Source organism: Pseudomonas sp. LBUM1651, from assembly GCF_059716135.1.
In genome coordinates, this window is record NZ_CP166805.1 from 3840420 (window position 1) to 3853366 (window position 12947).

The 12947-nt window shown below is 59.4% G+C and carries 11 protein-coding genes and 3 pseudogenes; 9 read left to right on the forward strand and 5 right to left on the reverse strand.

All coding sequences use genetic code 11. From position 1 onward, the window contains the following. The first annotated feature begins 14 nt into the window (after positions 1–14). The 4 genes and pseudogenes from ACA066_RS17820 to ACA066_RS17835 all read left to right on the forward strand — a co-directional run bounded on the left by ACA066_RS17820 (position 15) and on the right by ACA066_RS17835 (position 2603). Complete coding sequence (locus ACA066_RS17820) at positions 15–683, forward strand: polysaccharide lyase family 7 protein (protein WP_497695991.1); 669 nt, start codon at positions 15–17, stop codon at positions 681–683. Between the two features lie 315 nt (positions 684–998). Next, positions 999–1541 (forward strand): annotated as a pseudogene (locus ACA066_RS17825) (transposase); the annotation flags it as partial. Further along, positions 1534–1824, forward strand: a pseudogene (locus tag ACA066_RS17830) (NAD(P)H-dependent oxidoreductase); the annotation flags it as partial. The pseudogenes ACA066_RS17825 and ACA066_RS17830, both read left to right, overlap by 8 nt. Before the next feature lie 101 nt (positions 1825–1925). Continuing rightward, positions 1926–2603, forward strand: a complete 678-nt coding sequence (locus ACA066_RS17835; RefSeq protein ID WP_497695992.1) for a class I SAM-dependent methyltransferase — start codon at positions 1926–1928, stop codon at positions 2601–2603. A gap of 16 nt (positions 2604–2619) precedes the next feature. On the opposite strand, the gene ACA066_RS17840 is transcribed toward ACA066_RS17835, so the two are convergent. Then, positions 2620–3270, reverse strand: a complete 651-nt coding sequence (locus ACA066_RS17840; protein WP_497695993.1) for a TetR/AcrR family transcriptional regulator — start codon at positions 3268–3270, stop codon at positions 2620–2622. Between the two features lie 127 nt (positions 3271–3397). Between ACA066_RS17840 and ACA066_RS17845 the strand changes: the two genes are divergently transcribed. Next, a complete protein-coding gene (locus tag ACA066_RS17845; RefSeq protein ID WP_497695994.1) occupies positions 3398–3823 on the forward strand; it encodes a hypothetical protein in 426 nt (141 codons plus the stop codon). A gap of 96 nt (positions 3824–3919) precedes the next feature. On the opposite strand, the gene ACA066_RS17850 is transcribed toward ACA066_RS17845, so the two are convergent. The 4 genes and pseudogenes from ACA066_RS17850 to ACA066_RS17865 form a co-directional block, all read right to left on the reverse strand. After that, positions 3920–4942, reverse strand: a complete 1023-nt coding sequence (locus ACA066_RS17850) for a sensor histidine kinase (protein WP_497695995.1) — start codon at positions 4940–4942, stop codon at positions 3920–3922. A gap of 9 nt (positions 4943–4951) precedes the next feature. Next, positions 4952–6412 carry an ATPase domain-containing protein gene (locus tag ACA066_RS17855; RefSeq protein ID WP_497695996.1) on the reverse strand — a complete coding sequence of 487 codons (1461 nt, stop codon included), beginning with the start codon at positions 6410–6412 and terminating at the stop codon, positions 4952–4954. Continuing rightward, the gene (locus ACA066_RS17860; protein WP_497695997.1) at positions 6409–6843 is read right to left on the reverse strand and encodes a hypothetical protein; all 435 of its coding nucleotides are present in this window, start codon (positions 6841–6843) and stop codon (positions 6409–6411) included. The genes ACA066_RS17855 and ACA066_RS17860 overlap by 4 nt, the downstream gene beginning before the upstream one ends. Before the next feature lie 154 nt (positions 6844–6997). Continuing rightward, positions 6998–7440: pseudogene (locus ACA066_RS17865) on the reverse strand (Lrp/AsnC family transcriptional regulator). 182 nt (positions 7441–7622) lie between these two features. Here ACA066_RS17865 and ACA066_RS17870 point away from each other — a divergent pair. From ACA066_RS17870 to kdpC, 4 genes are all read left to right on the forward strand, one after another. Further along, positions 7623–8207, forward strand: coding sequence for a LysE family translocator (locus ACA066_RS17870; RefSeq protein WP_497695998.1), 585 nt, complete (start codon positions 7623–7625; stop codon positions 8205–8207). A gap of 437 nt (positions 8208–8644) precedes the next feature. Continuing rightward, a complete protein-coding gene (kdpA, locus tag ACA066_RS17875) occupies positions 8645–10417 on the forward strand; it encodes a potassium-transporting ATPase subunit KdpA (protein WP_497699911.1) in 1773 nt (590 codons plus the stop codon). 10 nt (positions 10418–10427) lie between these two features. Then, positions 10428–12506 carry a potassium-transporting ATPase subunit KdpB gene (gene kdpB, locus ACA066_RS17880; protein ID WP_497695999.1) on the forward strand — a complete coding sequence of 693 codons (2079 nt, stop codon included), beginning with the start codon at positions 10428–10430 and terminating at the stop codon, positions 12504–12506. 12 nt (positions 12507–12518) lie between these two features. Beyond that, entirely contained in the window at positions 12519–12947 is a 429-nt protein-coding gene (gene kdpC / locus ACA066_RS17885) for a potassium-transporting ATPase subunit KdpC (protein WP_497696000.1), read from the forward strand.

The following is a 12947-nucleotide window of genomic DNA, read 5'->3' on the forward strand; positions in this document are numbered from 1 at the left end:
ACAGGATTCTTGACATGATCGACCTCGCCACCTGGAATTTAAGCATCCCTGAAGGCAGTCCACCGGCCACCATAGAAACGCCTCGACTGGCGCAAGGGTTCAAGGACCAGTATTTCAGTTCTGAAGCCGCTACCCTTTCCTTCTGGGCACCTGTGACCGGTTCCAGGACGGCCAACGCTATTTACCCGCGTAGCGAGTTGCGGGAAACCTATAGCGATGGAACGCTGCGCAACTGGCAGTATTCAGCGGCGGATAACACCCTGCGGGCGAGTCTGGCCGTCAATCAGGTTCCGAGCACCGGCAAGATCGTGATTGGCCAGATTCACAACAAGGACAGCAACAGCCCCATGGTGAAGCTGGAATACCAGTACAAAACGTCGACTTCGACGGGAAACATTGTCGCCAAGGTGCGCATGCGTCCCGACGATGAAGAAGGCCAGGTCATTACCATTGCGACGGGTGTGCCGCTCAACCGCAACTTTTCCTACCAGATCCACCTCAGCCCGAAGGGCGCGCTGGGCATCAGCGCAGCAGGATACAACTGGAGAACCACCATCGACCCGAGCTGGAAGACCAAACCACTGTATTTCAAAGCGGGTGCGTATGTGCAGGACAACACCGGCTATCCCACCGAGGGCGGAAAAGTGACGTTCAGGATGCTGGAGATCCATCACAAAATTTAGTCGCTTCTTTAGGTCACTACCGTTGGCACGCCGATCCGAAGGGTGAAGACTTTAGTGGATTTCCTCGTCGATCGGCTACCAAGTGGCTAGCTGTCAGTGAACTCAACCGCGCAGGCGGCAGATGCCCTCGAAGCCTTTCAAAACCATTGCGTGCGCATACAGTGGGATACGCTGCTATCGCAGGCGGGTGTCGAAGGTGGCGGCACGCATCCTTACATGGTGCGATCACGTTCACTATCGCAAAAAAGGCGAGCGGGACGAGGAATGCATCAGATTGGTGGCGGAGGCTTCCCAGAGAAGAGTTATCCTGAATTCCCAGCCAATCACCTTCTGCGCAGCATTGATCGGTGTCTCGATCTGAGCGACCTGCGCCATTACCTCGCCGATTTTTATAGCCCGATTGGGCGTCCATCGATTGATCCTGAACTGATGATTCGCATGCTGATCGTGGGCTATTGCTACGGCATTCGCTCAGAGCGGCGGTTGTGCGAAGAGGCCCATTTGAACCTGGTCTATCGCTGGTTCTGCCGGTTGAGCCTTGACGATGAAGTCCCCAACCACTCGACGTTTTCCAAAAATCGACACGGCCGTTTTCGGGACAGTGATCTGTTTCGCTGGTTGTTCAATGAAGTACTGCGTCGCTGCATGGACGCAGGCCTGGTCAAAGGCGAAGGCTTTGCCGTGGACGCCAGCATCATCAAAGCGGATGCCTGTCGCCAGCGCGGCGTACCGGGTGATGAACAGGTCAACTGGAGCGATCCGTCCCTGAGCACCCGCGCCGTGCGTGAGTACCTTGAAGCGCTCGATGAGGAAGCCCTGGCCGAAACGCTACCGAAGCGTTTATCGCTAGGACATCCTGTTCAGCTTTGACCCGGAGCGCGGTCTGGAAGGCATGCTGCACAACAAAATCGCCATGGTGGCGTACGCCCGTGGCCTGGACTTTTCGGCGCATTCGATCACGCCGGCGGAGCGCTTCGACTTCCAGAAGCCCTATGTGGAAGCATGGCTGCAATTCATCGGCGTGACCGATGTGCATTCGGTGATTGTGGAGAAAACCATCCTGGAGGAAGACGTTGATCGTGGCGCGCGCGAGGCTTCTACTCAGCAGGCCAGGAGATTGGCAGATGATATATGTCGCTGACGCTTCAGCATCAGGCCCCCAACCGCTACTGCATGCCCAACCCCATTCGCCCATCAACATTTGTCCTATCCTTTATCCAACCCACAACGCCGGTCGCCGCTATGCCCGCCCCCGAATCCACCCTTCTCCAAAGCTGGCACCTTAACGCCCGATCCTGGATCGAAGCCATCCGCGCCGGCACCATAGAAAGCCGCCACACGGTCACGGATCAGGCGATCCTGCTGGCGGTGCTGGGCCGTCAGCCCGAGCGCGTGCTTGACCTGGGCTGCGGTGAGGGCTGGCTGTTGCGTGCGCTGACTGAACGTTCCATCGAGGCGGTCGGCGTGGATGGCAATGCGACGCTGGTCGAAGCGGCCCAGGCGGCGGGAACTTCTGAGGTGCATTTGGCGAGTTATGAAGCGTTGGTGGAGGCGAAAGTCGCTATCGGTCGTGACTACAACCTGATCTGCGCCAACTTCGCTTTGCTGCACCAGGACATCATCCCTCTGCTTGCCGCCATGAACACCCTGCTCGCCCCTGACGGTGCGCTGGTGGTCCAGACACTGCATCCGTGGACCGCAGCGGCGGGTGATTATCAGGATGGCTGGCGCACAGAGACCTTTGCCGGGTTCGAGGGGCAGTGGCAACCCATGCCCTGGTATTTCCGCACCTTGTCCAGCTGGCTCAATGCTTTGGACATGGCCGGTTTTCGGCTGGCCGGCCTGCAAGAGCCGCAGCACCCGCAAAGTCCTGTGCCGCAGTCGTTGCTATTGATCGCCGAGCCTGTCCGCCGAGGGTAAGCGATGGCGCCCGGACTCACCTTCGCTTCTGCCGCGCCTGTTCCTCCTCCGCCAACGCCTGACGAACCAGCGCCTTCGCCGCCCAGGCGGCGGTGTCGAGTGATTCTTCAACGCTCGCGCCACTGATATCGCGCACGGCGATCAACGCCTCGGTGCCGATGACGATCGACAGCGCCTGCTTCAGGCGTTTGCGCGCCCGGGGTGAGAGCACGTCCTTCAACGAGTCGACGATCGGCTCGATGTAGCTCATGCGCCGGCCCGGCCGCAGGGGCTCGCGGGTCTCACTTTCCAGCCACACCGACATGAACGAACGTTCCATCACGTGCAGGCCGATCTCGTCGTCGATCAAGAGTCTGTTCAACGCGTTCGCGGCCAGGCCAATGCCCTTTACCGGATCGTCTCCCGGCCGCCAGAAGCTTTCCAGCGGTTTCATTTCGCGATCGGCCGCCATCTCGCTGATCAACGCCTCGGTCGAGGGAAAGTAGCGATATGCCGTGGCACGGGAGACCATCGCGCGTTCGGCCACTTGCGCAACCGTCGGGTGATGGCCCTCGTCGCGCAAGGCGATGGCGGCATCGATCAACGCCTGGCGCGTTCGCAGCTTCTGGTTGGCGCGGCCTTGGGGATCGCCGTCGGGGTTCGACGGGCTTGACTTGGGGATCGACATGGAATATATGAGACTCTGTCTTGTCATGAGACTTGGTCTCATAATAGACACACGGCAACCAACCTACAAGGGTCGCCCATTATGTTTCAGCAACTGAACGCGCCCCAGGGCGCATGAGGTGTATGCCATGAATCACAACCCCCGTTCGCGGACCTGGTTTCGGCTCGCTGCACTCTACTTTGCCATTGGCGTGATGCTGGGCGTGGCGATGGGCGCTTCCGGCGACCACTCGCTGTTCGCGGTACATGCCCATGTCAATCTGTTGGGATGGGTGTCGATGGCCCTGTTCGGCATCATCGGCACCGCGCACCCGTCAATCACCGAAGGGCGCGTTGCGGCAGCCCAGTTCTGGACGTACAACGTGGGCGTCCCGGTGATGCTCGGCGCACTGACGCTGCGCCTCAAGGGCTTCCCGTCAGTCGAACCATTGATTGCTGTCGCCTCCATCCTGATTGGCTGCAGTGTGCTGCTGTTTGCGTGGCTGGTGTTCTCGCGCATCGGTGTCACGGCTGAGCGCTTGAGCAGGGCGGCACGGGAATCGCGCCTGTCATAACGCGCCCCCCCTGTAGGAGCCGGCTTGCGGGCGATGGCGGACTGCCAGCCAATAAATCAATCGCCTGACCCACCGCTATCGCCAGCAAGCCAGCTCCTACAGTTCTAACGGCAGCGTCACGACGAACTCGCTTCCTTTACCGTCACCCTCGCTCATGCCCGTCACGGTGCCGCCGTGGGCTTCGACCAACTCCCGCACCACGGTCAGACCGATGCCAAGGCCTGCGCCGTTGAAACCGACGGCATGAACATCTTGCACAAAGGGTTCGAAGATAAACGGCAGCGCGTTGGCGGAAATACCGATGCCGTTATCGCTGACACTGATTTGCAGAAGATCGCCTTCTGCGGTAACCGAAAGCATGACCGCCCCGCCAGCCGGCGTGTACTTGGCCGCGTTGCCCAGCAGGTTGCCGAGAATCTGCGTGAGTCGTGCGGGGTCGCCGTTCACCGCCAGCGCACCTTCAGGCAATTCAGTCGTGAAGTGCAGGTGCTGAGCGATCATCACCGGACTGCACACAACGATGGCCTCCTGGATGATTTGCACCATGTCGACGATGCTGCAATCGAGGCGCAGCTTGCCGGTGCTGGCGCGGGAGACGTCGAGCAAGTCATCCACCAGGCGTGACATGTGCTGTACCTGGCCTTCGATCAGTGCCTGCATACGCGGCAACTCTTCACTCGGCACCCGCACCAGTCGACCGGCGATCATGCTGATCGGCGTCAACGGGTTGCGCAGTTCGTGGGCCACCAGGGTGAGGATGTTTCGTTGCTGTGCCAGGCTGTGTTCGGCCGAGGCTTGCAAGTGTTGCGCACTGAGGACGGCCAGCACCAATTGTTCGTTGGCTTCGCGCATTTCCAGGAAACGCTGTTGTTCCTTGACCGATCGCTGGGGCTTCTCCGCATCCGACTGGGCCAACAGAATCGCCAGGACCAATTTCTGATTGGCCTCGATCAGTTGCTCGACTTGCAAGCTGTCGGCGAGCTGGGTATTGGCGTCGTTCAGTTCCTTGTTCAACGCCGCCAACACCGCGCGCGCCTCGACAGTTTTCTGACCCAGCAGGAACAGTTCGCGAGCGGCATTGGCCACCGTTTGCTCGTTCTTGCCATTGGCCTTATCCATGATGTTTGCTCATCCGTCGTCTTTACCTGGGCGCTGACGCGTAGGCCGGCCGCCGAGCAGTCCTTCCTGATCCGGTAACATGTCGCCGATCTGCAAGCCACTTTCGTCGATGCGATACAGCCGCAGTTCATCGGAGTGAGCACTGGCCCGGACCTTGACCACGGCCATGATGCGCAGCAAACGACTCTGCACTTCGATGTAGCGCTGGACGATGATCGCGTCTGTGAGAAATGCCGTGCCGTAAGGGCTGAAGCGCAGGTCGGTGTAACGGTCTTCCAGTTCCGAGGTTAGCAGTACACTGACGCCGACGCTGGTAAGGGCAGTGACCATGCGCGACAACGACTCGCGAAAGTCTTCACGGAAGGTCGGTGCCAGCGCCAGTTCGAAACCAGACAAAGAGTCGATCACCACGCGGCTGGCTTTCAGCCGGGCGATCTCACTCAACAGCAACTGCACGATCTCGTCGATGGACAGGTCAGGAGCGCGGCTGTCCACCAGGCCGACCTGCCCGCTCTGGATCAGGCGCGCGAGGGTAGCGTTCTGGGAATGATTGGGTCGTTGCTCGAACACCGCGATCACGCCGGTTTCACCGTTGCGCGCACCTTCGGCGAGGAAGGTCGAGGCCAGAATGCTTTTGCCCGAGCCCGACGGCCCGGCCACCAGCAAGGAATAACCACGGGGCAAGCCTCCACCGAGCATCTCGTCGAGCTGTGGCACGCCCATTTTCAGGCGCTTGATCGGGAACTCCAACGATGCTTCAACCGGGTTGAGTGCTGCTGGCGCAAATACCTTGATGCCTGAGGTGGCGATGCGGAAGGTGTGCAGCCCGGGCAGTGTCGGCTGGCCGCGCATCTTCATGATTTCCATCTTGCGCACCATAGAGTTGCGCTGAACGCTTTGACGCAGCCAGATCAGGCCATCGGCCACAGTGAAAATCGGGTTGGTGTCGGTTTCAGTGAAATATTCGCCAATCAGGAAGGTCGTCGCCTGCCAGGTGGTCATCAACATGCCCAGGTGCTGAACGAATTGCGGCAGGTTGTTGTTCGGGTTGTCCTGGGTCTGGCTGGCCAGCACCACGGAACGGAACGAGTCGACGAACACCAGCGCCGGAGAGTGCGCCTCCACCTCGCTGACGATGCGCCGCAGCACCTCGTCCAGATTCCCGGCCAGGGTGTCGGCAGCCAGGTTGATGTAGCGGATCGACCGGTTGATCGCTTCGCTGTCGAAAAAGTCGAATTGCTGCTGATAACGCAGCATCTTCAGCGGCGGTTCGCCGAGCACGGTAAAGAACAGCGCCGGACGCTCGGGCGTCGCGAGGGCGAACATCATCTGGTGTGCCAGGGTCGTCTTGCCGCAGCCTGGCGGACCGGCGATCAGGTTGAACGAAAACTCCGGCAAACCTCCGCCCAGCACCTCGTCCAGTCCTGGCACGCCGGTGGCCAGACGGTTGATAGTCACTTTGGTGCTCATGGCGAATTTTCCTGCGAAGGGGTGTCGCTCAAAGAAGGTTCCCACACGCCACGAAGCAAACGTGCGGTGAGCGAGGGCCCGATCAGCGTGGTCAGCAACTCGTAATAAGTTATCAGCAATGCCTCACCGAAAAACCACGCATCGGCTTCGCTTTGCTCAACGAGTACGGATTTGAGGGTCGTCGGGTCCTGGGAGGCCTGCACACTGTCACAGCTGCCGGCCAGGCGCGGATGTTGGGAGGCGCACAGATGAAGGCTGCGGCGATAAAGCGCGGCAACCCCTTGCTGGCCAATGATGGGCGTGAGGGCGACGTCCATATCCTGCAAGGTTGAAACAATCGCCTGGGCGATCCTTGCAGTGTCAGCGTCGGGGCCAACACGGTGCGCCAGAGAAGCTACGATCTGGCGGCTCTCTTCGCTTAGCGCGGGCATGGCTAACTGATATCTGATGGACAGATATTGATACTACACCCTATGGCGGGTTGCCGAGACTTAATTGGGCGCCGTCTATAACTACGAGCGCAGAAACACCTTCATTGAGTGGTTGAGCATGGCCAACTCAGTTGAAAAGATGCTGCCTCTCGCATCACAAAGGCAGCGGCCGATCCTGCACACCCCCTTCATCACCAGCGTTGAAGTCAGCCGCTGCACATTGGGCAACGTCGAAAGGCTCTCGTCGTAGAGCCCGGCAGATCCTGAGTGATGACGTGCAGCAGGTAGTCCGGCTCGCCGAACAGCCTCTGGGCATCGACCACCTGCGGGATGTCAACGAGCGCCGTCTCGAAAGCCTCGACAGCTTGCCGGTTTCCCTCGCGCAGCGTGACAAACACCATGGCGGAAAAATTAAGGCCCAATGCGCCCGGGTCCAGTTGTGCTCTGTAGCCGAGTAACACACCCGACTCTTCCAGAGCCCGTACCCGTCGATGGCAAGGGGAAAGGCTCAGCCCCCACGCGCTCGGCGAGCTCGGTGACCGACAGGCGACCGTCCTTTTGCAGCTCTGAAAGAATCTTTCGATCAATCCTATCCATTTAGAATAATCTCCCACTCTGTAACGACGTTATGACCATCTTTGAAAATAAACTCTAACAACATTTCATTATTCTTCCTTGCACCCATTATTTGTCGGAGCAGGACGATGCACCAAAGCGATGTGTCATCAACGGGAGTGGACAGCGCCATGACCTTGAGTGTTTTTGCTGCCTTCTAGGCAGTGTCGATTTTGTTCGTCATTACGCCCGGCGCAGATTGGGCTTACGCGATTTCAGCGGGCCTGAAGGGCCGAGTCGTCATACCCGCCGTGGGCGGGCTATTGTCCGGCCACTTGATAGCCACCGTGATCGTCGCCGGTGGTGTCGGCACGCTGGTGGCCAACCACCCCGTTGCCTTGTCGGTGATGACCGTTGCCGGGGCGGGCTATCTGCTTTGGCTGGGCATCAACATGCTTGCCCGCCCCGCTACGCCCCATGCTGATGACATTCAGGCGTCAGGCTCCTGGAAACGTTGGGCGATCAAGGGCCTCTGCGTGAGCGGGCTGAATCCGAAAGTGTTCCTGCTGTTCCTGGCGCTGCTACCTCAATTCACCGACGCTACGGCGGCCTGGCCTGTGCCGATGCAAATGATTGCACTGGGGCTCATCCACACGGTCAGTTGTGGCGTTATCTATTTGCTGGCGGGATTTGGCTCGCAGGTCGTACTGCAAGCACGTCCAGCTGCGGCGCGTTTTGTCAGCCGTTTCTCCGGCGCGGCCATGATCGTCATCGCGGTCGTTCTGTTCATCGAGCAGATTCGGGGGTAAACACTGTTCAACCTCCAAACACTCGATAAAAACAAGCAGAGACTCACTCTGAATGGATAAATGGAGAAATGGAGAAATGGAGAAATGGAGAAAAAAACAGATGCTGGAAAAACATCCAACACAAACACCAGTACCACTGGCTCCGAGTTCACCGCAACTTATGGATCTTTATAAGATTTTTATCCTTTCACCCCCAATCCTTTTAACAATTTACTAGACGTCAAACTAGGCTTCCTTCATTGCTGGAGGGAATGCCATGGACTTCATCTTTTTAGTACTCGGAGCGCTGTTTTTTATCAGCCTGGTGGGACTGGCGCGCGGCTGTGCGGCGCTTAACAGGAGGCGGTCATGACGGGCTTCTATCTATTCGGCAGCCTCGTAGCAGCCGGGTTACTGATTTATCTCGTCTGCGCGCTGCTGTTTCCGGAGGACTTCCTGTGACTATTCAAGCCTGGGTCCTGCTTGGGGCTTTTCTTCTGGCGCTCGGCATTCTGGCCTGGCCCCTTAGCCGTTGGCTGACCACCGTGATGGAAGGCCGGTTTACCTTCGGTTCGCACATTGAGTCGCCGCTGTATCGCCTTGCCGGGGTCAAACCTGAAACGCAGATGAGTTGGCTTCAATACGCAATCGCCTTGATCGTGTTCAATGCGCTGGGTTTGCTGGTCGTTTATGCGTTGCAGCGGCTGCAAGGGGTTCTGCCATTTAACCCGCAAGCCATGGGCGCCGTGAGTCCGGATTCGTCGTTCAATACCGCCGCCAGTTTTGTCACCAATACCAACTGGCAAGGCTACAGCGGTGAAGCAACGATGAGCTACCTGACCCAAATGCTCGCGCTGACCGTGCAGAACTTCTTGTCCGCCGCCACCGGCATCGTGGTGGCGGTTGCCCTGATCCGCGGGTTTGCGCGCCACAGCGCGGACAGCATCGGCAACGCCTGGACCGATCTCACCCGCATCACCTTGTGGGTGCTGTTACCGCTGTCGCTGATTTTCGCGTTGTTCTTCGTGAGCCAAGGCGTGATCCAGAATCTTGACCCCTACAAGGAAGTCACGACGATGGAGGTCATGCGGTACCAGGTTCCGGCACTCAATGACGCCGGTCAGCCGACCCTTGATGCGCAAGGCAATCCCGCATTGAAAAGCATCAGCAGCGACAAGCAGACGATTGCGATGGGGCCGGTTGCCTCACAAGAGGCCATCAAGATGCTGGGCACGAACGGCGGCGGTTTCTTCAACGCCAACTCGGCCCACCCCTACGAGAACCCCACCGCCATTACCAACTTCCTGCAGTTGATCGCGATTTTCCTGATTCCAACGGCGCTGTGTTTCGTCTTCGGCCACATCGTCGGCGACATACGCCAAGGCTGGGCGCTGCTGGCGACGATGACGATCATCTTCTTGATCGCGGTGGTGGCTGTCACCCATTACGAACAAATCGGTAACCCGCAATTTTCAGCGCTGGGCATCGATACGGCGGCGGGCAACATGGAAGGCAAGGAGGTGCGCTTCGGCATCAGTGCATCCAGCCTGTTCGCGGCCGTGACCACGGCGGCTTCCTGCGGTGCAGTCAATGGGATGCATGACTCATTCACCCCACTGGGCGGCGCGGTGCCGTTGGTGCTGATGCAACTGGGCGAGGTGGTGTTCGGCGGCACCGGCTCAGGCCTTTACGGCATGTTGGTGTTCGCCATCCTCGCGGTGTTCATCGCCGGCCTGATGATCGGCCGTATTCCTGAGTATCTGGGCAAGAAAATCGAAGCCTACGAGATGAAGATGGTCGCCATCGCGATTCTGGTGACGCCATTGCTGGTGCTGTTTGGTACAGCCATCGCCGTCATGGCAGAGGCCGGCAGGCTGGGGATCGCCAATCCCGGTGTCCATGGCTTTTCGGAAATTCTCTACGCCTTCACCTCGGCGGCCAACAACAACGGCAGTGCATTCGCCGGCCTGTCGGCCAACACACCGTTCTACAACACGATGCTGGCCCTCATGACCTGGTTCGGCCGGTTCGGCGTCATCGTGCCGGTGCTCGCGGTCGCCGGCAGCCTGGCTGCGAAGAAACGTCTGGCGGTCACCGGAGGCACGATGCCCACCCACGGGATGCTGTTCGTGGTGCTGCTGATCGGCACCGTGTTGCTGGTCGGCTTATTGAACTACGTACCGGCGCTCGCGCTGGGTCCCATCGTTGAACACTTCATGATGATCAAGTGAGATCACGAACATGACACGCAAAGCGTTCTCCTTGTTCGACCCCAAGCTCATACGCCCTGCCATGGTCGAATCCATGCGCAAACTCAGCCCCAGGATCCAGTGGCGTAACCCGGTAATGTTCGTCGTTTACATCGGCGCCATCATCACCACCGCTCTGTGGGTTCAGGCCCTCAGTGGCAAGGGCGAGGCCAGCACCGGCTTCATTCTCGCGATTGCCTTGTGGCTGTGGTTCACCGTGCTGTTCGCCAACTTTGCCGAGGCTCTGGCCGAAGGCCGTAGCAAGGCTCAGGCGGCGTCTCTGCGCGACCTGAAAAAGGAAACCTGGGCCAAGAAACTGCTCGAGCCGCACTACGGCGCTGAGTGGCAACTGGCTCAATCGAGCGACCTGTGCAAGGGCGATGTGGTAATGGTTGAAGCCGGCGACCTCGTGGACTCGGTGATTCCCGCCGACGGCGAGGTCATCGAAGGTGCCGCCTCAGTGGATGAGTCGGCCATCACCGGCGAGTCGGCCCCGGTGATACGAGAATGTGGCGGCGACTTCTCGGCGGTAACGGGCGGGACTCGGGTTTTGTCGGACTGGATCGTCATCCGCGTGACCACCAATCCCGGCGAAACCTTCGTCGACCGGATGATTGCGATGGTCGAGAACGCCAAGCGGCAAAAGACCCCCAATGAAATCGCTCTGTCGATTTTGCTGGTTGCACTAACGATCGTGTTCCTCGGCGTGACGGTGACCCTGCTGCCCTTCTCGCTGTTTGGTGTCGCAGTGGCGAAGGCCGGCGTGCCGGTTTCGATCACCGTCCTGATCGCACTGCTGGTGTGCCTGATTCCCACCACCATTGCCGGATTATTGTCGGCAGTCGGTGTGGCGGGCATGAGCCGCATGATGGAGGCCAACGTCATTGCCACCTCAGGCCGAGCCGTGGAAGCCGCCGGAGATGTCGATGTTCTGTTGCTCGACAAAACCGGGACGATCACGCTGGGCAACCGTCACGCCTCGGCATTTATACCGGCTCCAGGCATCAAGGAAGCCGAACTGGCGGATGTGGCGCAATTGGCCTCCCTGGCCGACGAAACACCCGAGGGACGCAGTATCGTCGTACTGGCCAAGCAGCGTTTCAATCTGCGGGAACGCGACATCGGTGCACTCGACGCTCACTTCGTGCACTTTTCGGCGCAAACGCGCATGAGCGGAGTCAACCTGGGCGACCGGCAAATACGCAAGGGGGCTGGCGAGGCGATCCTCAAGCATGTCCAGGGTCTGGGCGGCAGCTTTCCCGAGTCCGTGCAAACCAGCATTGAGGAAGTGGCGCGCCGAGGCAGTACCCCGCTGGTGGTTGCCGATGGGGTGAAGGTGCTGGGCGTGATCGAACTCAAGGACATCGTCAAGGGTGGAATCAAGGAGCGCTTCGTCGAACTGCGGCGCATGGGGATCAAGACAGTGATGGTGACGGGTGACAACCGGGTCACCGCTGCGGCCATCGCCGCTGAAGCCGGTGTTGATGACTTTCTCGCCGAAGCGACTCCCGAACAAAAGCTCGAACTGATCCGCAGCTATCAGGCCGAGGGCCGGCTGGTTGCGATGACTGGCGACGGCACCAACGACGCTCCGGCATTGGCTCAAGCGGATGTCGCCGTGGCCATGAACTCGGGGACTCAAGCCGCCAAGGAAGCCGGCAACATGGTTGACCTGGACAGCAACCCGACGAAGTTGATCGAGGTAGTGGAAACCGGCAAACAGATGCTGATGACCCGTGGGTCGCTGACCACCTTCTCGATTGCCAACGACATCGCCAAATATTTCGCCATCGTGCCGGCGGCCTTTGTCACCACTTACCCGCAGCTCGCGGCACTCAACATCATGGGCCTCACCAGCCCGAACTCGGCGGTGTTGTCAGCGGTAATCTTCAACGCGTTGATCATCATCTTCCTGATCCCACTGGCGCTCAAAGGCGTCAAGTATCGCCCGGTCGGTGCGGCACTGCTGTTGCGCCGCAACCTGCTGATCTATGGGCTGGGTGGCGTGATCGTTCCATTCATTGGCATCAAAGTGATCGACATGGCGCTGTTCGCCGTCGGTCTGACTTGAGGGAGCACTGTCATGGCTTCTCTGCTGCGTCCGGCGTTGACCCTGCTGATTGCACTTTCGTTGCTCACGGGTCTGGCTTATCCACTGGTCACGACCGGGATCGCCGGGCTGGTGTTCCCCTCTCAGGCCGCAGGCAGCCTGATCGAAAAGGATGGTAAAACGGTGGGTTCTTCGTTGATCGGTCAGGGCTTCAGCGATCCCGGGCATTTCTGGAGTCGCCCGTCTGCAACCGGCCCCATGCCCTACAACGCGGCCGCATCATCGGGGTCAAACCTGGGGCCTCTGAACCCGGCACTGGCGGACGCGATCAAGGGCCGCATCGATGCCTTGCGTGCAGCCGATCCCGGGAACACCGCCACGGTGCCCGCCGACCTGGTCTACAGTTCGGCTAGCGGTCTTGATCCGCATATCAGCATCGCAGCGACAAGAACCGTACGCTGA